This window comes from Deltaproteobacteria bacterium (assembly GCA_003696105.1).
Taxonomy (GTDB): Bacteria; Myxococcota_A; Polyangia; order Haliangiales; family J016; genus J016.
The window spans coordinates 43,417-65,863 of sequence record RFGE01000022.1; the positions used below are offsets into that span (position 1 = coordinate 43,417).

Consider the following 22,447-nt stretch of genomic DNA (forward strand, 5'->3'; position numbering starts at 1 on the left):
CGGCCGCCGCGCGCCGGCGGGTTGCGCTCGCCGCGGGCGTCGCCGATCCTGATGATCGTGTCATCGCCCCGCCCCCGGGCGCGCCATGCCGGGCGCCCGCCGCGTCGCCCGCCGGCCTCGGCGCGGCGCCGACGCCTGCGCACCGCCGCGGCCGTCGCGGTCGCCGCTGCCGCGAGCGCGTGCGGCGACGTACCCGCCGCCCTCTCGATCCCCGACGCGCGCGCGCCCGACGCCGCCGCAGCCGACGCCGCCGCTCCTCCGGTCCCGACCTGGCCACCGGCCGCGCCCATCCCCGACGCGATCGACTTTCCGCCGTGGCTCACTCTCCCCGCCCCCGACCGCGTTGTCGTGAGCTGGCGGACGGTCGCTCCGACGCGCGGCGGCGTGCGCTACACGTCGGACCGCGGAGGCGGCGTCGTGCTGTCGCCGTCGCTCGCTGTCCTCCACCAGGTCGAACTCGGGCCGCTCGTCCCCGGCACGCGCTACCGCTACGAGGTGTTCATCGACGGAACGGACGTGTCGTTGCCCGGCGTGTTCACCACACCAGGCGGCTCGCGCTGGCGCTTCGTCCACCTCGCCGAGTTCCACGCCGCCAGCGAAGCGGATCACGTCGCCCGGTTCACCGAGGCGATCCGCGCGTTCGAGCCGAATGCCGTCGTCCACTCCGGCGACATGTGTGACTCGGGCGACGATCTCGCGGACTGGCGCAGCTTCTTTCGCACCGCCGCGCCATGGACCGCAAATGCGTTTTTGCTCCCCGCGCACTCCAACCACGTCAACGGCCCGGCCGGCAACGGCAATGCGCTGGCGCTGTTCGTGCTGCCCGACGCACAGCGCTGGTACCATACGCGTTTCGGCGACACATCCATCTACACCCTCGACTCGACCTACGACGGGGCCAACCCGGACGTCGGGTCGGCGCAACTCGACTGGTTGCGGTCGACGCTCGCGGCCGAGCGCGCGTCGACCGCGCCGCCGCGGTTCGTAATCGGCGCGTGGCACTATCCGGCGTGCTCGAGTCACTACGCGTCGCGCGCCGACCAGCACCAGTGGGTGGTCGACCACATCTTGCCCGCGTTCGCCGATGCCGGCGGCGTGGACCTCGTGCTCACCGGGCACGACAAGTACTACGAGCGATCCACCATCGCCGGCGGCCCGGTTCACGTCATGGCCAATGCCGGCCGGCTCCGGCCCGGCTCGCCCGGCGGGACGCCGGACGTCTGCGCGCCGCAGGTGACCGACACGGCCACCCGGTCGGTCGGCTTGTACGAGGTCGGGCCGGACGGCATCACGGCCGTCGTCGTCGGCGACGGCGGCAGCGTGATCGACCAGTTCTCGGTCCCCTGACGCCGACCGGCGTTCGTGCTAGGGTTGCGGGCCGATGTACCTGGGACGCGTCATCGGCACGGTCGTCGCTCAGCGCAAGTACGCAGGGCTCGAGGGGCGCAAGTTACTGCTCGTGCAGCCCGTAGACGACGCCGGTACCGCCACCGGCCGCCCCGAGGTGGCGGTCGACACCGTCCAGGCGGGCCCGGACGACCTCGTGTTCCTGGTCGGCTCGCGCGAGGCCGCGCTCGCCCTCGATCCCTCGTTCGTTCCCGTGGACGCCGCGATCGTCGGCATCGTCGACCAGGTCGCCAGCGAACCGGTGACGCCATGAAGGTGTGCCGCGTTACGGGCACCGTCGTGTCCACGATCAAGCATGGCGTCTACGAAGGACGTCGCCTGATGGTCGTCCACCCCGAAGACGGCGGCGCGAGCTTTTTGGCCGTCGATACGGTGCAGGCCGGTCCCGGCGATCGCGTGCTCGTCATGCGCGAGGGCAACGGCGTGCGCCAGATCCTGGGCATCGGATCGCAGGTGCCGATTCGCTCGCTGATCGTCGGCATCGTCGACGCCGTCGACCGCGCCGACGGCGACACGCCATGACCGCCGACCGCCGACAAGCCGACGCCGTCGTCGAGGTGGCGCGCGCGCTTCACGCGCGCGGGTGGGTGGCCAACCACGACGGCAACGTGACGGTCCGGCTCGGAGCCGACCGGTACCTCGCAACCCCGACCGCCACGTCGAAAGCGAAGGTCACGCGCGACTCTCTGCTGGTCGTCGACGGCGAGGGCAAGCGCGTCAGTGGCCGCACGCGGCCGTTTTCCGAGATCAACCTGCATCTGGCGATCTACGCGGCGCGGACGGACGTCGGTGCCGTCGTCCACGCTCACCCGCCACACGCGACGGCGCTGGCGTGCAGCGGTTCCGATCTGCTCGCGCGCCCGTTCATCGCCGAGGCGGTCGTGTCCCTCGGGCCGGCGATCCCGACGGTGCCGTTCGCGCCGCCCGGACCGGCCGCCGCGCGCGCCGTGGCGGCCGTCGCCCGCGACGTCGACGCCGCATTGCTCGGCAACCACGGAGTGCTCACGTGGGCCGCCGACGTCGAGCTGGCCTACTTGCGGATGGAACTCGTCGAACACCTCGCGCGCATCGCGATCGCGGCGCAGGCGGTCGGCGGCGTTCGCCCGCTCCCGGCCGACGCCATCGGGCCGCTGTTGGCGGCTCGCGCGAGAGCCGGGCTGGGCGCGGCGGCCGACCGCGCCGCCGCAGCGCAATCGCCCGCGCCGGTGGCCAGCGCGAGCACCGACGCATTGGCCGCGATCGTGCGAGAGGAAGTCCTGCGCGCCCTCGGCCGCCACTGACGCGGCGACACGTGGAACACCGGGCCGCGCCCCGGAGGCGTGGCGAGCCGCCCCGCATTCGCGTCGCGCGTCGCCTGTCGCGTCAACCGGCCGAGTCGCCTCGCAGGCCGCCGAGAATCGCGCGGAAGATCGACCGGTTTTGCGCCTTCTCCTGCTCGAGCACCTTCTCGAGTTCGCCGTCGTCGAGCCACAGCCCGCCGCAGCCGAAGCAACGGTCGATCTCGATCGCGCCGTAGTGCACCGTGTGCAGCGACTCGCCGCACTTCGGACAGTGCATGAAGTGAAGTTGCTTCTGCCGCTCGCGCTCGGCCGCTTCGAGTTCCTTGCGCCGTTGCTCGGCCAGCTTCTTCAGTTTTTCGACCTCTTGGCGAAAGAAATACTCTTCTTCTGCTCTGCTCGTCACAATGCCCTCCGGGCCGCTCACGATACCCCAAAGCCGGGCGCGAGCAGCGCGGCGAGGCGCGAAATCGACCGCACGCCTTGGTGCGCGAACGCGGCCTCCGCTTCGGCGACGAGCGCCGCGCCTTCGTCCCCGCCGACCAGGCGGCCGAGGTGCCAGCGCGCCGCCGCCGCGAACAGCCCGAGTTCCGCCGCGTCGCACGCGGCCACCGCGCCGCGCAGGCGCTGCACAGCGCCCGCGGCGTCGCCGGCGCACGCCGCGGCGCCGGCCGCCACCAGCGCAGCGAGCGCCCGTTCCCAGCTCCCTCCACGGGCGAGCGGCCGCGCCGCCTTGAGCGCCTCGCGCCGCCGGCCGGCGGCGAGCAGCGCGCGCGCGCGCAGGTGTGCGACAACCGGAGCGATCGCCGGCAGTCGATGCAGCCGAGACGCCGCGATCGCCGGCCCCGCGCGGTCCACCCGGTCGATCGCCGCCGCCACGTCGCGCGTGTACAGATCGATGTGGACTTGCGCCACGAGGTCGTCGATGTGCTGCAGCCACCACCGATCGCTCGACCAGCCGCGCATGGCCTCGTCGGCGCGCGCGCGCGCGCCGGTCGGGTCGTCGGCCGCAAGCCACACCAGGTTCGACCACCCAGACAACAGCGAAGCGGTCGCCAGTCGATCGCCGCGCTCGTCGGCCTCGCGCAGCCGCGCAGGCACGCGCTCAGCCAGGTCGCGCAGTCGGCCCAAAAACGCCAACGCGCGGTGCGCGACCTGCTGCGCGCTTCCCCGCTCCCACCACACGTTCGTGCAGTCCCGCAGGATCACGTCTGCCGCCTCGGCGGCGGCGAGCGCCCGCGTCCACTCGCCCGCCGCGGCCGCCGCAATGCCCTCGGTCAAGCTCACCAGGCCGCGCGCGCGATCGCTGTCGAGGTCGTCCGCCAACTTCGCGGCGAGTGCGAGCAGTTGGTCGATCCGGCGCCGCTGCCGCTCCGACCCGCCGGCGCTGTACGCGACCTCGGCAGCGAACGCGCGGCACACGCGAAATCGCTCGCCGGCATCGAGCGCCTCCACCAGATGGAACAACTGAAAGTCCGCGCCGCGCGCCGGATCGACGTGGACCAACCCCATCGCGACCGTCCACAGGATGTCGACCACGGTGAGCGCCTCGAGCGAAACCTGCGTCGCGTCGCGCGGCTTGAATCGGAGGCTGCGTGCGCGAAGGCGTGCGCGCTGGCGCGCCAGCGACCATGCGCCCTGCCGCTCGCTGTCGACCGAGCCGAGCCCGGCGGCGTCGAGCACCCGCCCGAGCGCGTCGAGCCCGTCGGCCACGTGGCCGCTGCGCAACAGCTGTTCCGCGGCCCGCCGCAGCAGCTCGAGCTGCGCGGCGGCCGACGATCCCTCCGCCGCGTCGAGATATGCGCGCGCAGCGTCCGCACCGCGTCCCGCGTACGCGAGCGCGTCGCCGAGCCGCGTGTACAGCCGGCGCAGGACGACCCCTTCCGGACGTTGCCACTCGATCGCTTGCCGATACAGCTGCGCGGCGCGATCGAACGCGAGTGCCGCGGCCGCACGCCCGGCCGCCTCCTCCGCGTACGCGCCCGCGCGCGGCAGATCGCCAGCGGCCGCCCAGTGGACCGCGAGCGCCTGCGCGTCGGCGCCGACGGCTTCCAGCGACAGCGCAAGTCGATGATGGCACGCCGCGCGCTGCTCGTCGCTCATTCGGTCGATGACCGCGTCGCGCACCCGACCGTGATACGGCTCGATCTCTTCGGCGCGGCCGACCCCGGTCGTCCGCGTGAGCTTGCTCGCGCGCAGCCGGCCGACTACCTCCGTGAACTCGCCAAACTCGACCCCCGCCGCTTCCGCGGCCACCTCCTGCGCGATCGGCGCGCCGGCGATCGACACGACCTCGACAATCGCGCGCGCGGTGTCCCCGAGCTGCTCGATTCGAGACCACAGCGCGGCGTCGAGATCCGGCAGCGCGATGTGCGCACCGCCGAGCGAGACCGCGTGCTGTACGAGTTCGTCGATAAACAGCGGATGGCCGCGCGCCTCGTGCGCGATCGCGTCCGCGCCGGCGCGCGGGTCGACGTCCGCCTCGCGCAGCAACACGGCCGCAAGTTCGCGCGCCTCCGCCGGCGGCAGGGGCCCCAGGTGGACGTGGCGGATGTCAGCGACGTCGGTGCGCACCGAAAACTGCGGCACGGACGCCAGCGCCGCTGCCGGTTCGGACGCCTCCGTGCGCGCGCTCGCCACGAGCAACATCGGCGGCTCATCGGGCGGCTTCATCACGTCGCGCAACAGCGCCAAACTGTCGCCGTCGACCCACTGCAGATCCTCGATGATGACGACGAGCCGGCGCCGTTCCGCGATCCGGTAAAACAGCTCGCGCACCGCCGCGAACAGACGCCGCCGCTGCTCGAGCGGGTCGGCGATGTCGTGCGGTGGCCCGGGCGCCTTCGCAACGGCTTCTACCCGTCGCAGCACGGGGAAAATGTTGGCCGCCAGCCCCACGTCGAGAGGCAACACCGCGGCGACCTCCTCCGCCGGCTCCCGCCGCAGCACGCGGCTGAGCACGTCGATCACGCCGTCGATTGCCTTGTAGGGAACCGACTCGCGTTCGTGACAACGTCCGGCGAGCACGATCGCGCGCGGGTCGCCGGCGACTACGCCGCGCGCGAACCGCTGCAGCAGCGCGGTCTTTCCGACGCCGGAGTCGCCAGTCAGATACAGCGTTACGGCGCGGCCGCGCGCCGTCTGCTGGACCGCGTCGTGCAGCAGCGCCAGCTCGCGTTGGCGACCGACGAACGGCTGGTCCATCGCCGGATCGATCTGGCGCGGTGCGACGGTCACCTTCGCATCGACGCCGAGGGTCGCGAGAATGTCGCGACCGGTCGCGCGGCGCGACGGGTCGATCGCGAGTAGCCGCACGCACAGGTCGTCCAGTTCCGGCGGAATGCCGCCCAGCACGGCGCCGGGCGGCGGCGGCGCAACCTGTTGCTTTCGCAACAAAATTTCCATCCGCGAGCCGGTATACGGCAGCCTGCCGGTCATCGCGCGATACAACACCACGCCGACCGCATACCAGTCGGCCGCCGGCGTTACCGGCCTACCGGCGGCCTGCTCCGGGGCCATGTAGTCGGCGGTGCCGACGACGATCCCGTCGGTGGTATGGCCGGTGGTCGTCTTGTCGATGACGAACCCGAAGTCGAGCAACACTGCGCGCCCTTCCGGCGTCACGAGTACGTTGGACGGCTTGATGTCGCGGTGGACCTTGTTCGCTCGATGAAGCGCCATCAGTGCCTGCGCGAGTTGCGCGAGCGCCGATGCGAGCTTGTCGACGTCGAAGCCGAGACCGAGCGCCGACGGCAACTTCCCTGTGGTCTTCGCGGCCGGAATTTCGCCCATCGTCGCGCGGCGCGCGCGAAACAGCTCCGACGCCTCGAGCGCAGCCGCCGCGGCGAAGGCGTCCCCGCCGGCCGCGCCGTCGCGCACGTAGCGGACGAAGTTGACGCCGTGGACGAGTTCCATCGTGAAAAACCACAAGCCGCGGTGTTCGAACAGCTCGCCGAGTTGGACGAGGTTCGGGTGCTGGACGCTCTGCAGGCTGCGAAACTCGTCCTTGAACCGCAGCAGCATTTCGGCGTTCTTCACCCGGAGCGTCTTGAGCGCGACGCGCCGTTGCGTCTCGCGGTCGAACACCTCGTAGACGACCCCCATCCCGCCCGAGCCGAGCCGCGACAGCACTTCGAACCGTTCGGTCCCGGGGAAGTCGAAATCCCGGCTCGTCATCCCGATGCGCGATTGTAGCCGCAATCGCGCGAGGCCACGACCACTGGCGACCACGCTGATGCGCCACAGCGTCAGGCAGCACGCGGATCGAGGAAGCGCGCGCCGCCGGCCGAAACGCGCGGCCGCCGGTCAGAATCGCGCCTGGAGCGTGAGATTGAAACCGAGCTGGTTGAAGTCGTCGAACTCGTACTGGAGAAGGTCCTCCGGTCCGTCGCGGCGCAGGCGCGTGCGGTTCGGGTCCCGGCTATAGTAGACGTCGAGGATCGACGCGAATCGATCGTCGGCGAAGTCGAGCCGCGCGGTAAACTTCGCGGCGAGCTGCGGCAGCGCCTTTTCGCCGGGCGGCAAGATGGTGTAGTCGCCTTCGGCCCGAATCACGTACACCGCCTCACCCGCGCTCACTTGGTCGACCTCGACGATCGGTTTCGGCGACGCGATCGTCGCGGGCAGTTCGAGCCCGAGGACGATACCCGTGGTGAGATTGGGACCCGGGTAGTGGTGGTCGACGCCGGCGGCCGCGAAGAAGTTCGGCGTGAGTTCATAGTCGTCGGCAAAGTCGACGTACGACGGCAATGACGGCGCCGAGTGCAGGATATACGCCGCGTCGCGGTATTGCAGGTCGACACGAAACCGGGTGTAGTCGAGCTTGGCGCGAACGTTCACGTCGCCGGCGAACGCGTACTGAATCGTCGTCGTCCCCGGCGCGGCCGGATCCTTGAGCGTCTGTCCGAGCACCGTCGCCTCCGACGCGACCATCCACGCGAATCCGCCGGGGTACTCGTCCTTTTGGCGAAACAGCGTGCGAATGCTCTCGAGGTCGTTGCGGTAGAGCTTGTAATCGATCGACGACCCGACCGGGATCCCCTGCTGCAGCGCCACTTGCACCGATGCGCCGAAGAGTTGGACGTGCTCCGATCGCACGTCTTCCTGTTCGTTCGTACCGCGGTCGAAATAGCCGCCGTTGACCTCGACCCGCAGCATGTCGGTTACATCGACGCCGGCACCGGCCAGGTACGCGAATACGGATCGCTCCTCGTCGATCGTGTCGTCGACGAGCACCGCGGACTTCGCGCCGACGAACGCGTACACGCGGTCGTTCTCCCACTGCAGCTTGACGCCCGGGACCGCGTTTTTCGTGCGCTGGTACTCGTTCGACCCACCCCACGACAGCCGATAGCTGTACCCGAGGCGAAACCGATCCGACGACGTCGGAAACGCGGTGAGCGACACGCGCGCGGGCGACCGCCGCTCGGCGTCGGCCCACCGGGCGACGCGAATGTACGAGCCGGCATCCGACAGCCGGATGTCGCGCTCGGCTAGGTCGTTGACGCGCAGCACGAGCGCGCCTTCGACGTCCCAGTTGCCGGCGGAGTGGCGCTTGTACAGCACGGCATGCGACAGGGTTTCGAACCCCGAAAACCGCGTGTCGTAGTTGTCGAAAAACAGCGTGCCGAGTTGGTTTGGCCGGCCGAACCGATAGCCGGGCACGTTCGGCACGTGCGTCTCGTTCGGATCGGCCAACACGTTTTCGTTCGTGAACGTGAAGTTCAACCGCGTGTCGATGAAGTCACTGTGCGACTCCGGCGCGGCTGGGCGCTTCGGCGCGGCTGCTCGCTCCGGCGCGGCTGCTCGCTCCGGCGCGGCTGCTCGCTCCGGCGCGGGCGCCTCCGGCTCGGCGCCGCCTCCCGGCGCGGGCGCCTCCGGCTCGGCGCCGCCTCCCGGCGCGGGCGCGGCGGCCCACGGCGCAGCGTCGTCCGGCCGCTGAGCCGTGGGCGACTCGGACTCGCCGGCCGCCTGCGCGAACACGGCGGCCGACCACAACACGATCGCGGCAACAGGGACAATGCGGTACACGAAAGCTCCTTACGGCAGCGTCAGGTCGGACAGGTCGCGCGGGTACACGAGCCAGATGTTTCCGCCTGAGGCGAAGTTGAGCGGCCGAAGTGTGCCGACCACGCGCGGCAGCGCGCGGCCGACGAATGCGGCGGGATCGAAGTCGGGCACCTGGCCCAACGTGGACACCGAGATGGAGTCGAAGCAGCCTTTGCCGACGTCGAGCTTCCACTGGCCGAACTCGGCGAAGCTGTCGTCGAGCGGGCAGACGACGCCGCCTTCGACCGCGACCACGCCGGCTTCCAGCCGCTCGAGTTCGATGCGCGTGTCGAGCCACGCCGGATCGATCGGCACCGGCGCGGGGATGCGCGCCGGGTCGTGCTCGCCGCTGGCAATGCGCGTGCGCGGAAAGCCGATCTCCGTGAGCCCCTCGAACTCGGACACGCCGCCGCCCACCTCGGCCACCACGTCGCCGGCGCGGATGTCACCGCCGTCCACCGTCTCCGGGCGGGAGAAGGTGAACACGAAAATGTGGTCGTAGTCGCCGGCCACGCACGGCGGCGTGCCCGCGGCGTCTGCGCACCGGACGTCCGACAGCGTGTACCCCTGGGCGTACACGCCGGTGACGACGAGCCGTCCCTCGGCGCCGTAGCGGCTCTGCGTCACCGTGACCTGTTTGCGCTCGAGCGGCGACACGAACAGCGCGTCGAGCGCCGTCTCGTCCTCGGGCATGGAGATGTCCACCAGCCACGGGTCCCGAAACCACATGCGGGGCGACGTGCCGGTGGCGAACGTGGCGTTCGGGCCGACCGCGTCCTCGACCCACAAGAACGCCGGGCCGAACACGCGGGGCAACGACAGCGCGACGTCGCCCGTCCGACCGCCCGCGATCGCCACGGTCGCGAGCGCCTCGCCGGAATTCAGCTCCGGCGTGAGACTGCCGAGGTGGTGCACGAACACGCGCAGGTCCGCGGCAAAGCCCGTATCGACCTCCCCCGCGGCGTCCAGCGCGGTGACCCGGACGACCACGTCTCGAGCGTCGTCGGGCAACCGGCGGTCGGCGGTGCCGGGATCGGCCGGCGCGATCAGGTCGACTCGCAGCGACGTCGTGCCCTCGAGCGGCGGCAGCCGATCCGTACAGCCGGCGGCACACGCGGCCACCGCGGCGGCCGCCCACGCCTTCCTACTCGAACACCGGGCGAATACGCCCATCGTGTGGCTCCACCGTCTCGTCGATGCAGGCGATCGCGCCGTGCTCGGCGATGACCGCGGGATCAGTACACGCCGGCTGCCGGCGCAAAAAATCGGTGAGCGCGTCGCGCAGCGAAATGCCGGTGTCGATCTTCGCCGTGTTGCGCTCCAGCACGTCGAACCCCGATCCGCCGCGCGCGATGAAGTCGTTGACCGCGACCCGGTACAGCGCGCCCAATTCGAGCGGCGCACACTTCGTCTCGTCGATCGGGCCGTCCGGGTTGCCGTTGCGACAGTTCTCCCCGAGAAAGATGTTCTTCGCGCACCCGTTCGGGCAGTCCGGCGATCGGCACACCATGTCGTGCCAGATTCCGGCGACCTGCGCTTGCGACCGGCAGCCACGGCTAGCCGACTTCCGCGCGTTGAAGTCGAGCATCTCCTTGACCTCGGCGCCCGACAGGTACATGACGGTGATGCTGTTTTCGAACGGGAACACGTTGAACATCTGTTCGACGGTGAGCGCCCCCGGTTCGAAATCGGCTCGAATGCCGAGTGAGTTGGTGAGCGCGAACTCCGCCTCGACGCCCGACCGCGTTTGCATCGCGCGCGCCACGAGGTTGCCGAGCTGGGAGTCGCCGCCCGTGGGGTCGTTGCGAACGATCTTCGCGCCGCCCGGCGCGTCGACGTAGGCGAACACGCCGTCGAGGTCGATCTTCGCGTTGAGTTGCTGCCAGTACGGTTGCAGCAGATCCGTCAGTTCGACGTCGTCCGGAACCGTGGAGTCCACCGGGATGGTTTCGTACGAAAAGGCGGTGATGCGGCTGCGATCGGCCGGATCGCGGTTGTTTTCGCCCACCCGGACGACCAGATCGAGGCGCCCGACGTACTTCGCAAACGCTCCGGAGTGGACGAGAATCGCCTCGTTGCCGTCCTGGTCACGAATGACCTTGGGCGGGTTGAGCACGATGTGCAGGTGGCCGCCGAGGATCACGTCGACGTCGGCGAGCGGAAGCAGTTCGTTGCGGTCGAGTTCGATGTCGGCCGCGCTCAGTCCTTCGTCCTCCTCGAGCCCGAGGTGAGACAGCACGACCACGACGTCCACGACCGGGCGCAACAGCCGCGCGTAGCTGGCGACCACCTGGCCGTCCTCGATCGGCCGAATGCCGAGCGAGTTGCCGCCCTCGAAGATGCCGGTCATCGACGACCAGTTGCCCATTCCGATCACGCCGACGAGCACCCCGTCGAGATCGAAGATCGCGTAGGGCTGAACGACGTCGCGCAGCCACGGCTCCATCGGGTCGTTCGGCTCCTCGAACACGTAGTTGGCCGCCAGCGACCGGTACGTCGCCCACTGGTCGATCTGCTCGTAGAGGTTGCGCGAGCCGAGGTCGAACTCGTGGTTGCCCAACACCGCGGCGTCGAGCCCGGCGCGCGACAGCGCCCGGACCTCGACCTCGCCGCGAAACAAGTTGAACACGGGCGCGCCCTGAAACACGTCGCCCGAGTCGAGCCACAGCGACCGCGCCGCCCGCTCCCGCTGCTCCTTGACCAGGGTGGCGATGCGCGCGATCCCGCCGAACGGGCCGTTTTCGGGAAGCAGGCCGTAGCCCTCGTCGAACCGGTTCGGCGTGAGCGTGTAGGGAAACAGCCGCGAGTGGATGTCGGCCGTGTGGACGATGGTAATGCGAACGTCCTGGCCGACGAGGTCCGGGCGGTCGCGCGCCACCGTACACGCCGCGACGAGCGCCGCGGCCGCGGAGAGGATCGGCAGGCTCCGGGCCATGGAACGGCCCACATACCACACGCCCCCCACACGCCGATAGTCCGACCGGCCGCCGGCCACGCACCGGCTGCGCTATGCTTCGCGCCATGCGGCGCGCCAAGATCGTCTGCACCCTCGGTCCCGCGACCTCGACTCCCGAGCGCATCGGCGAGCTGATCGACGCCGGCATGGACATGGCGCGGCTGAACTTCTCGCATGGTGACTACGCCACGCACGAGGCCACGTTGCGCGCAGTCCGCGCCGAGGCCGAGCGCCGCGACCGCGCCGTGGCGGTGCTGCTCGACCTCGCCGGTCCCAAGATTCGCGTCGGCCGGTTCGCGAACGGCGCGGTCGACCTCGAGCCCGGCGCGGCGTTCACGATCACCACCGACCGCAGCGTGGTCGGCGACCGAACGCGCGTATCGACGACCTACGAGCATCTGCCGAAGGATGTCGCGGCCGGCGATCAGATCCTCCTCGACGACGGCTATCTGTCGTTGGTCGTCACCGACGTGACCGAAACGGAGGTCCACACCAAGGTGGTCGCGGGCGGGACGCTGCGCGACAACAAGGGCATCAACCTCCCCAACGTCAACTTGTCGGCGCCGACGCTGTCGGACAAGGACCGGCGCGATCTGGCATGGGGCGTGCGCGTCGGGGTCGAGTACATCGCACTGTCGTTCGTACGCTCCCCCGAAGACGTACGACTCGCGCGCGAACTCGCAACGGTCGACGGCGTCCGCGTCCCGATCATCGCCAAGATCGAATTGCCGCAGGCGGTCGATCGCCTCGACGAGATCGTCGAGGTCGCCGACGGTGCGATGATCGCGCGCGGCGACCTCGGCGTCGAACTCGGGCCCGAAAAGGTGCCGCTCATCCAAAAACGCATCATCGAAACCACGAATCGTCACGGCAAGCTGGTCATCACCGCGACGCAGATGCTCGAGTCGATGATTCACAACTCGCGGCCCACGCGCGCCGAAGCATCGGACGTCGCCAACGCGGTGCTCGACGGGACGGATGCGCTCATGCTGTCGGGCGAGACGGCAGTCGGCGCGTACCCGATCGAAGCCGTGCGGACGATGGACCGGATCATTCGCGAGGTCGAGCACTCGGAGTACTACCGCCGGCACATCGAGCCGCCGACGCTCGATCTGCCCGTGTCGGCGAACGCGATCGCCCACGCGGCGGCGATCGCCGCCCGGCAGATGCGCATCAAGACGATCGCGCTGGTGACCGAGTCGGGAGGCGCCGCCCGGTTGATGAGCGAGTACCGCCCCGAAGCGGCAATCCTCGCGCTGACGACCAACGATGTGACCTACCGCCGCCTCGCGCCTTACTGGGGCGTCACGCCGATTCTCATCTCGCCGGCGGCGACCACCGACGAGATGATCGATCGGATCGAAGCCGTGTTGCGCGAACGCCAGCTGGCCGAGCCCGGCGAGTACGTCGCGATCACGATGGGCGTCCCGGTCGGTGCCGGCGAATCGACCAACCTGCTGAAGATTCACCGGATGTCGTGACCGCCGCGCGCGGAAACGAATGCGGCGAATCGGGCCGGTGCGAGGCAGAGGACTCGAACCTCCACGGGTTGCCCCACTAGATCCTTAGTCTAGCGCGTCTGCCAGTTCCGCCAGCCTCGCGAAACGACAGCCCGATTCGCCGCGGGTAGTGATATTCGGACGGCCCGTCGCTGTCAAGTGCGGATATAGTCCGATGCGCATGGAATTGCCGGGGTCCGAGCCCGCCGGCCCGTCTCGGGCCGGCCTCATCATGGCGCTGTACGGCGCCCTCGCGCTCGTCGCGGTCCTCATCTCGGCAGGCCGCGACGACGTCGACATCTATCGGATCGAGGGGCGGTCGACGGCGACCTGGTTGTTGCTGAGTCCACTGGTCGGCGCCGCCCTGGGGCTGGCCGTCGTCGCGGCGTCTCGCGCCGCCGTCCATCGATTCGCGTGGGCGCGCGCACTCCACCGCGACTTCCGCGCGCTGCTGGGCCCGCTCACGACCCGCGAGATCGTCATCCTCGCGGCGGCGAGCGCCGTCGGCGAGGAGCTGCTGTTTCGCGGCGCGCTCCAGCCGTGGATCGGCGTCTGGCCGCAGGCGCTCATCTTCGCGCTGCTGCACGTCGGCCCGGGGATGCGGTTTCTGCCGTGGACCGCGTGGGCGTTCGCGATGGGGCTGGTGTTCGGCTACGTGTTCGAGTGGACCGGCGACCTCGGCGCACCGATCGCGGCCCACTTCACGATCAACTTCCTGAACCTGCTGTTCATCGCGCGGGTGGAACTGCCGCCGGAACCGCACGCCGGCGCGCCGCCGCGCCCGTCGTAGGCGGCGTGCACATCGCCCGGCAGGCCGGTTTTTTGCCCGCCGCGCGCCGGCGGCGTAGCCTCGACGGCGCATGCGCGCGATCCGCACATCGGTGGCCATCCTGGCGGCCTGCGTCGCCCTGGCCGTCGGCGCGCACCGGGCCGCGACCGATTTGTCGCGCGGCGACGAAGTGCGCGCCCTGTACAGCGATCGGTTCGCGTTTACCGACGACGGCATCCCGGTCGTCACCGTCGAGATCATGGGCGGGCAGGACCGCGTCGCGCTGCGCGCCGACGGCGGCTTGGTGGCACTGCCGAGCGGCGACGGCGGACCGTCGGTCGCGGGCGCCGACGGCTGGCTGATCGAGGCCGAGGGCGCGACGCCGCCGCGGATCCGCGAGTGGACGGTGGTGGCCGAGTTCGACGGCGCCGACGATGCGGGCGCCGCGCGCGAACTCGATCGCTGGCGCGCACGCGGCCACGAGACGCGGGCATTCGAGGTCGGCACGGTGTTCGGCGTCGATGGGGCGGTCATCGACGGCCGCCGGCGGCTCGTCGCAATCGACCCGGTGCCGGCGGGAAAAGGCGCGAAGCGCGCGCGGCGCATCGCCCGCCGCTACGGCGTTCACACCCGCGTACACGAGGAGCTGGTCGACCCGCCGCGCGGCACGATCGTCGCGCGTGCCGTTGGCGGGCGCACGGTCGTGCGCAGCCCCGGCGTGCTGTGGTTCGCTCCCGCGCGCGCCGGCGCCACCGTCGAAGTCGCCGACGTCGTGTACGGCGGCGGCGGCTCGCAGGTCGGCGCCGAGCGCACCGAGGACCGCAGCTATTACGGCAGCGTGTACGTCACGATCGGACGCGACGGCAAGCTTGTCGCGGTCAACGCGGTACCGGCCGACAAGCTGCTCGCGGGGCTCGTGCCCGCCGAAATCTTTCCGGACGCGCCGGACGAAGCCCTCGCCGCGCAGGCGGTCGCAGCGCGCACCGAACTGCTCAGCCGCATCGGCACGCGCCATTTCGCGGACCCGTTCCTGGTCTGCTCCAGCCAGCATTGCCAGGTCTACGCCGGCGCGGGCCGCGAGCACCCTCGCACCACGCGCGCGGTCGACCGCACCCGCGGACTCGTCCTGCTGCGCGACGGCGGCGGGCTGGTGGACGCGCGCTACAGCGCGTCATGCGGCGGTCACGGGGAGCACAACGAGCACATCTGGGGTGGCGCGCCGGACCCGGCGCTGCGCGGCGCCGTCGACGCCACGCCGGCGGGGGCGAGCGCGATGGCGCCGTTTGCCGACGGCGTGTCCGAAGCCGAACTCGATGCGTTCCTCGCGCTGCCCGACGACGCCGCGTACTGCGGAGCCACCCGCTACGGCAAGGGGCGGTTTCGCTGGCGCGTGCGCCTGTCGGCCGACGATCTCACCGCGCGCGTCGCCGCGCGCTACCCGGGCGTCGGCCGGGTCGTCGCGCTCGAGCCGGTCGACCGGGGCGTGTCGGGGCGAATTCGCACGCTCGCCATCCGGGGCGACCGCGGTACGGCGACCGTCACCGGCGACCTGGCGATCCGGAGGCTGCTCGGCGGGCTCAAGAGTTCGCTGTTTCGCGTCACGCCCGAGGGACCGGCCGCGGCGCCGGCGGCCTTCGTGATCGACGGGGCCGGTTTCGGACACGGCGTCGGCATGTGCCAGACCGGCGCCATCGGGCGCGCGGAGGCGGGCCAGACGTTCCGCGCCATCTTGGAGCACTACTACCCCGGCTCCCGCGTGCGCCGGCTGTATTGACCGGCGCCATCGGGCGCGCGGAGCCGGGCGAGACGTTCCGCGCCATCTCGGGGCACGACGGCGCCGGCTCCCGGGTGCGCCGGCTGGATCGACCGCGCCGTCGGGCGCCCGAGCAGATCCGGGCCCCGGGGCCGACCTTGCACGCCCCGACTGCAAATTTTCACCGCGGGGTCGATTTCTCCTGAAAACTCGTTGACTTGCACTCAAAGCCGCGCGAACAACAGAGAGACAGACAAAACCCTGCACCAGGGTTCAGGCAGTCCGCTCGCGGCGGACGAACCGATGTTAAGGAGGCAGTAAGAGGATGGCACTTGGCAAGGTGAAGTGGTTCAACGACGCGAAGGGGTACGGATTCATCGTGCACAGCGACGGGCGCGACGTATTCGTCCACTACTCGTCGATTGAGGGGGAAGGGTTCAGATCGCTGACCCAGGGACAGGACGTCGAGTACGAGGTCAGCGAGGGGCCGCGCGGGCTGCACGCCACGGCGGTGCGCAAGCTGGAGCAGCACGGCCGGATGTAGGACCACAACCGCAACCGAGCGCCGTCATCGCCCAGCGCGGTGGCGGCGCTCGGCATTTTCGGTGCGGGCCCGGGCGCGGACCGCGCGGCGGCCGGCCGCGCGGCGCGCGGTCCCCCGCCGGCTCTCTCGGCGCGGTCTGGCGCGGCCGATCCGTTTGGCCGTTCGCCGCGGTACGCGGCGCGGCGGTCACCGGTCGAACGACGCGATCCGGTAGCTGCCGTCGGCTTGCTGCGCCAGGGTCACCGCGAACCGTTCGTCGCCCGCGCGCACGACCAGCAGCAGGTGCGTTGCGTCGGCGCTCGGCGGCAGCATGTCGAACAGCCGCCGGTACTGTGCAGGCGACAGCACCCGCCAGTCGCGTACTCGGCGCCGGTGCGTCTCGCTCAGGATCGTCCGGTAGACGGCGGCGACGCCGTCCGGATCGTTGGCGACGATCGCCCCGCGGCTCTTGAACGGGACCGCGGACAGATGCACCAGCTCGCCCAGCTGCCCCGCTTCGAACGCGGTGACCCACGCGGCGGCGGCCGCGGCGGCCGCGGGGTCGTCTGGCGCCGGCAAGTTGGCCGCGGCGCGCGCGGCAGCCGCCGGATCGGCCGGCTCGATCGCGGGCGCCGGCGGGCGGCGGCGACTGGTCGATCGGCCGAGCAAGCCGGCGTTCGCGCCGCGGTCGCTGCCCGCGGGGGCATCGGCCCGGATGAACTTGTCGACGCCGAACGTGCCGCACTGCCGCCAGTCGCGATGGAAGCGCCAGTGCAGGTACACCTTTCCGTCCGGCGACCGGATCTCGGGCGGCGTCGGATCGAATGGCTCGGCGCTGAACACGGTATCGAGCGCGGCCACGTCGAACGCGAGCACACCGGAGTGCTGCACGACCGTCGCCTTGTCCACCGTGCCGTCCGGGTTGACGACGATCTCGATCTTCGTCATCAGGTCCCACCGGTTCAACTCGTGAGTCGCCGGCTTGCTGTCGAGTTCCTCGAGGAAACCAAACCCCCACAGCTCGTGAATCTTGCGGTGCATGCGCGCGACGTACACGGCAAACGGCTCCGCACGCGTCTTGAGTGCGGTCTGGTTGCCGGGCCGAATCTCCGGCGTGAAGTTCTCGAGCGACGACTGCACCCGGGCGAGCTTGCGCTGATACCGGCCGAGCTTCTTCGACTGCCGGCGCTTGCCGACCTCGACCTCCCGTTGCGCCACGTCGGAGCCGACGATCCGCTCGTAGTCGTCGAAGCTCAGCGGCCTGTCGAGCCCCGGGAGACCCTTCTTGCCGCGCCGGCCGGTCGTGCCGCCGCCGCCCGCCGCGTCCCCTGCCGGCGGCAACACCGGGCCGCCGGGCGAACCGCGGCCCTCGATTCCCCGCATCGCGAGGACGCCGGGCCGCCTGCCGTCGCCGCCGTCGCCGCCCTCGCCGCCGCCGCCCTCTCCCCCCTCGCCGGCCGTGTTGCCACGCGCGACGTTCGCGTCGCCGTTGTGCGCCGTCTCCTCGGCGCGGTCGATCGACAGCGAACTCGGCTCACTGTCCTCGATCTGAGCCACATCCGTCTCCGCCGCGCCGACCTCGTCGCTCTCGATGTCGCTCGGCTCGGAGTACGGCGCGTCGCCGCGCTGCTCGCGCTCGAGGTTGGTGTCGGTCGCGCGCGTCTGCTCGACGACGTCGCGGTTTTTGTCCGACAAAAACTGCGCGTCGCTGGGCGCCTCGTCGACGACGTGCTCGTCGTCGGCGACCTCCACGCTCTTCATCGGGATGGCCGGCTTGGGCCGCTCGGGCGGCGCGGGCGCCGGGGCGGCCTCCGGCGGCTGCGGCGGCGATGGAATCGCCGGAGGCGGCGGTTCGGCCATCACGAGGGGCGGCGGCTCCGGCTCGATCGGCGGCTCCGGTTCGACCGGCGGCTCCGGCTCGCGCGGCGCCGCCTCCGGCACCGGCGCGTCGAGAAGGGTCGCCTCGACCGCGGGCTCCGGCAGCGTGATGTCGTCGTCGGGACGGTCCTCGACGGCGACCGTGTCGACCTCGACTCGCTCGGGTACCCGCTCGAAGAAGACCGTGACCTGTTCGGCGCCGTACAGCGCGAGCGTGCACTGCGCAAACGGCTCGCTGCGGCACGCGCGAGACCAGCCGTCGAGATACGAACCGTCCGCGGGTTCGGCGTGGACGACGACGAGCTGGCCGCGCGGGTACGGGGTGCGACACGGCGCACCCGCCTCACACCGGACCTCGGCGATCGGCGGACGGCCGCAGTACGCATCGATCAGCCACGCCGGCGCACCGCGCGCGACGCACGGTGCCGACCACGCCAGGCCGACCGGTTCGATGCGCACCGCCCCCGTTCCCGTGCCGTCGAACGATACGGTGAGCGTGGTCGGCGGCGGCTCGGGCGGGGTGCGCAGCGCGTCGAGCGCGAGGCCGGCCAGCAGCTGCAGGCCCGCGGACCCGATCAGAAAGCCCACCAGGACCAGCGGACTCCGCTTTCGCGCGCGGCTCACCGACTCACCGTGTTTTCTTCGCTTTGTCCAGGGTATAGCAACGCCGAGCGCGCGCCACAAGCGCACCGAAGTGGACGGCCCGCGGCGCGCGGCCGGCCGCGGTAGGTACGCAACATCGCAGGCGGACGGCGCCGCCGAACGGTGAGACCCGAGCGGGTCCGTCGCGGTTGGCCGCACCGCCGGCGACGCGCGACGCGCGCCGCGATCCGGCAGACGCCCGCACCGGCGAGGAAGTCGACGGGGCGATGCCCGCCGCGCGGAAGGCGCCCGCGGCGAGGGGCCCCGGCGGAACCGTCCCGCCGCACCGAGGACGGCGCGCGCCCGCGACGGCGCAGCCGGCGCCGCCGACAGCGACGCCCGCGCGCTGCGAGGCGGGTGCGCCGAGGCGGGCCAACGACGGTGCGAGATGCGAGGCCGCGTGCGGCGCACGCCCGCAGCACACGAGGGCGCGTAGCCCCACGCGCGACCCCACCGCGCGACACCGTACGCCGAAGATCGCCCACAGGTCGCGACCGCGGCCAGCGGCCACGCGCGACAGCCTCCTAGCCCATCTTGCGGTAGACGCCGACGACGACGCCGAGGATATCGACCGAGCGCATGTCGCGGCGCCGGACGTAAATTGGATCCATGGAGGCGTTCGCCGGCTGGAACCGGATCACGTCTCCCTCCGGGTAGTAGCGCTTGACCGTCGCCTCGCCCTCGATCATCGCGACCACCGTATCGCCGCGCTGTGCGGTCGGCGTCTTCTTGACGAACACGTAGTCGCCGTCGTGTATGCCGTCTTCGATCATCGAGTCGCCGACGACGCGGAGCGCGAACACCTCCCGGGTGTTGCCGATGAAGAACCGGTCGACGACGACCGTGTCCTCGGCCTGCTCGACCGCCAACAGCGGCTCGCCCGCGGCGACGCGGCCGAGCAACGGCACCTCGACGAACGACTCGCCCAGACCGACCGGGGCCGGCTTGCGCGCCGACGCGATCGGCGTCACCGGCCGCATGGCGCGCGACTTGAGATCCTCGCGCCGCAGGTAGCCCTTTTTCTCGAGCGCCTTGAGGTGGTCGTTGACTCCGTTGGTCGACCGGATGCCGAAGTGCTCGCCGATCTCGCGCAGCGTCGGCGGATAGCCGCGCTCCGCGATCGACGCGGTGATGAAATCGAGGATCTGCTGTTGGCGTTTGGTCAGCGTGTCGCGAGTTTCTAGTTGCATGCCCGTGTCCCCCGTCTACCCGGCTGATCCCGCGTGGGTCGCCCAGCTACCTGAACGGCTGTACGGTACTGAACAAACTCGCGGCCGGTCAAATTTTGTGCCGGCGCGCGCGCGCCGTAGGATGCGGACCATGGGCCAACACGCCGCCATCGTTGCGGTTGCGGCGCTCGCCGGCGCGTTCGGCCGGGGCGACCGAGCCGAGCTTGCGTCCCGCGCGCGCCGGCTGCCGGCCGCGACGTTGGCCACCGCGATCGCCGGCCCCGACCGCGCCGCGGCGCTCGCCGCGATCGCGGCCGCCCCGCACAGCCGCGCGCCGTGGGCCCTGCTCGACCCGCTGGCGCGCGCCGCGCGATCGACCGATCGCCGCCGCGCATCGTCGGCCGCGCGCGCCGCCGCTGCGATCGCCGCAGACCTCACGCTCGACACGCTCCTCGCCTGGGAAATCGATCTCGACGCGGTCGACCGCGCCGCGCGCGCGTGGGGCGACGTCGCGGCCGACCCCGGCCTGTGGCCCGACGTGCGCGTGCACGCGCTCGAGGCGCGCGCCGCGCTCGGCCGCGCGGTGGCGCCGGCCGTCGAGCCGCCGTTTGCCCGCGCGCTGCTGGCAGACCCCGAGCCGGAGGTCCGGCGCGCGGCGTTCGACCTGCTCGCGCCGCCGCTTTCGCCCGAGCTGCTCGCGGTCGCGGCCGAACGCGCCGCGACCGACCCGGACCCCCCTGTGGCGCTGGCCGCCGCCGGCGCGGCGTGTGCGGGCCTGCCGCTGGGGGCCGACCCCGCCGCCGTGCGGGCGGCGTTCGGCGACCGCGGCATCGCGCGGATCCGCCGACTCGCATCCGGCCGCGACGTAGCGCCCGACGTGGCCGCCGGCGTGTCGCGTTGCCTGCGCGAGGTCGCCCCGCGATGACCGGTGAGCGGCGCTTTGCCCGGGCAGCCGGGCTGATCTCATCGGCCACGATGCTGTCGCGCGTCCTCGGGTTGGTGCGCGAGCAACTGTTCGCCGCGCTCATGGGCGCGACGATGTTCGCCGACGCATTCGTGGTGGCATTCCGCATTCCGAACCTCCTGCGCGATTTGTTCGCCGAAGGCGCCCTGTCGTCCGCGTTCGTGCCGACGTTCAAGGCGGAGTTGAACCAGCACGGCCCGGACGCGGCCTACGCGCTGGCCAATCGCGTCGCCGGCACGCTGGTCGTGATCGTCGGCGCACTCGTGCTCACCGGCGCGGTGTTCGCGCCGCACATCGTCGACGCGATCGCACCCGGATTCGCGGTCGAGCCGGCCAAGCGCGACCTGACGATCGAACTCACGCGCATCATGCTGCCGTTTCTGGCGCTCGTGTCGGCCGCCGCGGTCGCAATGGGCATGCTCAACGCGCAGGACCGGTTCGCCGCGCCCGCGCTCGCGCCGGCGATGTTCAACACCGCGACGATCGCGGTCGGCGCCGCGCTGTACGCGACCGGTGTCACGGGCCGCGGCGTCGCGGTCGGCTGGTCGATCGGCACGCTCGCCGGCGGCTTCGCCCAACTCGGCGTGCAGCTGCCGCCGCTTTGGCGGCTCGGGTTCCGGCCGCGCCCCGCCGCCGACCTCGCGCTGCGCGATCCGGGCGTGCGCCGGGTCGCGCGGCTGATGGCGCCGGCGGTCGTCGGCCTGGCCGCCGTGCAGGTCAACATTTTCGTCAATACGTTGTTCGCGACGTCCGAGAGTGGCGCCGCCGCGTGGCTCAACTACGCGTTCCGCTTCTTGCAGCTGCCCATCGGCGTGTTCGGCGTCGCGATCGCCACGGTCGCCACGACGCGGTTTGCCGACGCGGCGGCCGACCGGCGGCGCGACGACATGGCGGACCAACTCCGCCAGGGGCTGGAACTCGTCGCGTTCCTGACCGTACCGGCGACCGTCGGGCTCGTCCTGCTCGGCGAGCCGATCATCCAGCTCATCTACGAGCGCGGCGCGTTTTCGCCGCACGACACCGCCGCGGTCGCCGCCGCGCTCCACATGTACGCGATCGGCCTCGTCGCGTACGCGGCCGTCAAGGTCGTCGCGCCCGCGTTCTATGCCGTAGATCGCGCGCGCGTGCCGATGGCGGCGTCGATCACCGCCGTCGCGGTCAACATTGCGCTGAACGTGACCCTGCACCCGCACTTCGGCTACCGGGCGCTCGCGTTCGGCACCGCGGCGGCCGCGATCGTCAATTTCGGCATCCTGTACGCGGCGTTCGGCCGCGCGGTGGCGCGCGCGCCGCACGCCCGCCTGCTCGCGCACCTGGTCCGCGTCGGCGCGGCGGCCGCGGCGATGGGCGCCGCCGTGTGGGCGTGCCATGCCGCGCTCGTCGACGCGGTCGGGACCGAGACGCTCGCCGCGCGCGCGACCCGCACACTCGCTCCGATCGCCGTCGGCGTCGCGGCGTACGCGACCGCGTGCTGGGTGCTGCGCATCCCGCAGTTGGGCCACTTCGCGCGCCGATTGCGCCGCCGCTGACCGCAGCGGTCGCGATCGGCGCACCCTCGGGTA

The 22,447-nt window shown here is 71.5% G+C and carries 17 protein-coding genes and 1 tRNA gene; 10 read left to right on the plus strand and 8 right to left on the minus strand.

Annotation, left to right across the window (positions count from 1 at the left end; genetic code table 11):
• The first annotated feature begins 51 nt into the window (after positions 1–51).
• From D6689_01545 to D6689_01560, 4 genes are read left to right on the plus strand one after another with little or no spacing between them, the layout of a single operon-like run.
• Positions 52–1,347 carry a hypothetical protein gene (locus tag D6689_01545; protein ID RMH44827.1) on the plus strand — a complete coding sequence of 432 codons (1,296 nt, stop codon included), beginning with the start codon at positions 52–54 and terminating at the stop codon, positions 1,345–1,347.
• 34 nt (positions 1,348–1,381) lie between these two features.
• Positions 1,382–1,660: an ethanolamine utilization protein EutN gene (locus D6689_01550; protein RMH44828.1), complete on the plus strand. Its 279-nt coding sequence runs from the start codon at positions 1,382–1,384 to the stop codon at positions 1,658–1,660.
• The gene (locus D6689_01555) at positions 1,657–1,929 is read left to right on the plus strand and encodes a hypothetical protein (GenBank protein ID RMH44829.1); all 273 of its coding nucleotides are present in this window, start codon (positions 1,657–1,659) and stop codon (positions 1,927–1,929) included. The genes D6689_01550 and D6689_01555 overlap by 4 nt, the downstream gene beginning before the upstream one ends.
• The gene (locus tag D6689_01560) at positions 1,926–2,687 is read left to right on the plus strand and encodes a class II aldolase/adducin family protein (GenBank protein RMH44830.1); all 762 of its coding nucleotides are present in this window, start codon (positions 1,926–1,928) and stop codon (positions 2,685–2,687) included. The genes D6689_01555 and D6689_01560 overlap by 4 nt, the downstream gene beginning before the upstream one ends.
• An 82-nt stretch (positions 2,688–2,769) precedes the next feature.
• Here D6689_01560 and D6689_01565 read toward each other — a convergent pair whose 3' ends face one another.
• The 5 genes from D6689_01565 to D6689_01585 all read right to left on the minus strand — a co-directional run bounded on the left by D6689_01565 (position 2,770) and on the right by D6689_01585 (position 11,667).
• Positions 2,770–3,093 carry a hypothetical protein gene (locus tag D6689_01565; GenBank protein RMH44850.1) on the minus strand — a complete coding sequence of 108 codons (324 nt, stop codon included), beginning with the start codon at positions 3,091–3,093 and terminating at the stop codon, positions 2,770–2,772.
• A 14-nt stretch (positions 3,094–3,107) separates the two neighbouring features.
• The gene (locus tag D6689_01570; protein ID RMH44831.1) at positions 3,108–6,860 is read right to left on the minus strand and encodes a serine/threonine-protein kinase PknK; all 3,753 of its coding nucleotides are present in this window, start codon (positions 6,858–6,860) and stop codon (positions 3,108–3,110) included.
• A 129-nt stretch (positions 6,861–6,989) separates the two neighbouring features.
• The gene (locus tag D6689_01575; protein RMH44832.1) at positions 6,990–8,684 is read right to left on the minus strand and encodes a hypothetical protein; all 1,695 of its coding nucleotides are present in this window, start codon (positions 8,682–8,684) and stop codon (positions 6,990–6,992) included.
• 39 nt (positions 8,685–8,723) lie between these two features.
• Complete coding sequence (locus D6689_01580) at positions 8,724–9,854, minus strand: hypothetical protein (GenBank protein ID RMH44833.1); 1,131 nt, start codon at positions 9,852–9,854, stop codon at positions 8,724–8,726.
• A gap of 22 nt (positions 9,855–9,876) precedes the next feature.
• Positions 9,877–11,667: a bifunctional metallophosphatase/5'-nucleotidase gene (locus D6689_01585; protein ID RMH44834.1), complete on the minus strand. Its 1,791-nt coding sequence runs from the start codon at positions 11,665–11,667 to the stop codon at positions 9,877–9,879.
• An 86-nt stretch (positions 11,668–11,753) separates the two neighbouring features.
• Between D6689_01585 and pyk the strand changes: the two genes are divergently transcribed.
• Positions 11,754–13,169, plus strand: a complete 1,416-nt coding sequence (gene pyk, locus D6689_01590; GenBank protein RMH44835.1) for a pyruvate kinase — start codon at positions 11,754–11,756, stop codon at positions 13,167–13,169.
• Between the two features lie 35 nt (positions 13,170–13,204).
• Here pyk and D6689_01595 read toward each other — a convergent pair.
• Positions 13,205–13,289, minus strand: a tRNA-Leu gene (locus tag D6689_01595).
• Between the two features lie 73 nt (positions 13,290–13,362).
• Between D6689_01595 and D6689_01600 the strand changes: the two genes are divergently transcribed.
• The 3 genes from D6689_01600 to D6689_01610 all read left to right on the plus strand — a co-directional run bounded on the left by D6689_01600 (position 13,363) and on the right by D6689_01610 (position 16,253).
• On the plus strand, positions 13,363–13,977 hold the full coding sequence (locus D6689_01600) for a CPBP family intramembrane metalloprotease (protein ID RMH44836.1): 615 nt from the start codon (positions 13,363–13,365) through the stop codon (positions 13,975–13,977).
• Positions 13,978–14,047: 70 nt separating this feature from the next.
• Positions 14,048–15,730 (plus strand): SpoIID/LytB domain-containing protein, encoded by a 1,683-nt coding sequence (locus D6689_01605; protein ID RMH44837.1) that lies wholly within the window; start codon positions 14,048–14,050, stop codon positions 15,728–15,730.
• 304 nt (positions 15,731–16,034) lie between these two features.
• Positions 16,035–16,253, plus strand: a complete 219-nt coding sequence (locus D6689_01610; protein ID RMH44838.1) for a cold shock domain-containing protein — start codon at positions 16,035–16,037, stop codon at positions 16,251–16,253.
• Between the two features lie 186 nt (positions 16,254–16,439).
• Here D6689_01610 and D6689_01615 read toward each other — a convergent pair whose 3' ends face one another.
• Both D6689_01615 and lexA read right to left on the minus strand, forming a co-directional pair.
• Entirely contained in the window at positions 16,440–18,734 is a 2,295-nt protein-coding gene (locus D6689_01615) for a TonB family protein (GenBank protein RMH44839.1), read from the minus strand.
• A gap of 542 nt (positions 18,735–19,276) precedes the next feature.
• Positions 19,277–19,942: a transcriptional repressor LexA gene (gene lexA / locus D6689_01620; protein ID RMH44840.1), complete on the minus strand. Its 666-nt coding sequence runs from the start codon at positions 19,940–19,942 to the stop codon at positions 19,277–19,279.
• Positions 19,943–20,072: 130 nt separating this feature from the next.
• Between lexA and D6689_01625 the strand changes: the two genes are divergently transcribed.
• Both D6689_01625 and murJ read left to right on the plus strand, forming a co-directional pair.
• The gene (locus tag D6689_01625; GenBank protein ID RMH44841.1) at positions 20,073–20,846 is read left to right on the plus strand and encodes a hypothetical protein; all 774 of its coding nucleotides are present in this window, start codon (positions 20,073–20,075) and stop codon (positions 20,844–20,846) included.
• Entirely contained in the window at positions 20,843–22,414 is a 1,572-nt protein-coding gene (gene murJ / locus D6689_01630; GenBank protein RMH44842.1) for a murein biosynthesis integral membrane protein MurJ, read from the plus strand. The genes D6689_01625 and murJ overlap by 4 nt, the downstream gene beginning before the upstream one ends.
• The last annotated feature ends 33 nt before the right edge of the window (positions 22,415–22,447 follow it).

What these genes read in the sequence shown, in the direction of transcription:
- D6689_01570 (RMH44831.1), bottom strand. Translation starts at nt 6,860, where the DNA reads ATGACGAGCCGGGATTTCGACTTCCCCGGGACCGAACGGTTCGAAGTG.
- D6689_01610 (RMH44838.1), top strand. Translation starts at nt 16,035, where the DNA reads ATGGCACTTGGCAAGGTGAAGTGGTTCAACGACGCGAAGGGGTACGGA.
- D6689_01625 (RMH44841.1), top strand. Translation starts at nt 20,073, where the DNA reads ATGGGCCAACACGCCGCCATCGTTGCGGTTGCGGCGCTCGCCGGCGCG.
- D6689_01600 (RMH44836.1), top strand. Translation starts at nt 13,363, where the DNA reads ATGCGCATGGAATTGCCGGGGTCCGAGCCCGCCGGCCCGTCTCGGGCC.
- D6689_01555 (RMH44829.1), top strand. Translation starts at nt 1,657, where the DNA reads ATGAAGGTGTGCCGCGTTACGGGCACCGTCGTGTCCACGATCAAGCAT.
- D6689_01545 (RMH44827.1), top strand. Translation starts at nt 52, where the DNA reads ATGATCGTGTCATCGCCCCGCCCCCGGGCGCGCCATGCCGGGCGCCCG.
- lexA (RMH44840.1), bottom strand. Translation starts at nt 19,942, where the DNA reads ATGCAACTAGAAACTCGCGACACGCTGACCAAACGCCAACAGCAGATC.
- D6689_01605 (RMH44837.1), top strand. Translation starts at nt 14,048, where the DNA reads ATGCGCGCGATCCGCACATCGGTGGCCATCCTGGCGGCCTGCGTCGCC.
- murJ (RMH44842.1), top strand. Translation starts at nt 20,843, where the DNA reads ATGACCGGTGAGCGGCGCTTTGCCCGGGCAGCCGGGCTGATCTCATCG.
- D6689_01550 (RMH44828.1), top strand. Translation starts at nt 1,382, where the DNA reads ATGTACCTGGGACGCGTCATCGGCACGGTCGTCGCTCAGCGCAAGTAC.
- D6689_01585 (RMH44834.1), bottom strand. Translation starts at nt 11,667, where the DNA reads ATGGCCCGGAGCCTGCCGATCCTCTCCGCGGCCGCGGCGCTCGTCGCG.
- D6689_01560 (RMH44830.1), top strand. Translation starts at nt 1,926, where the DNA reads ATGACCGCCGACCGCCGACAAGCCGACGCCGTCGTCGAGGTGGCGCGC.
- pyk (RMH44835.1), top strand. Translation starts at nt 11,754, where the DNA reads ATGCGGCGCGCCAAGATCGTCTGCACCCTCGGTCCCGCGACCTCGACT.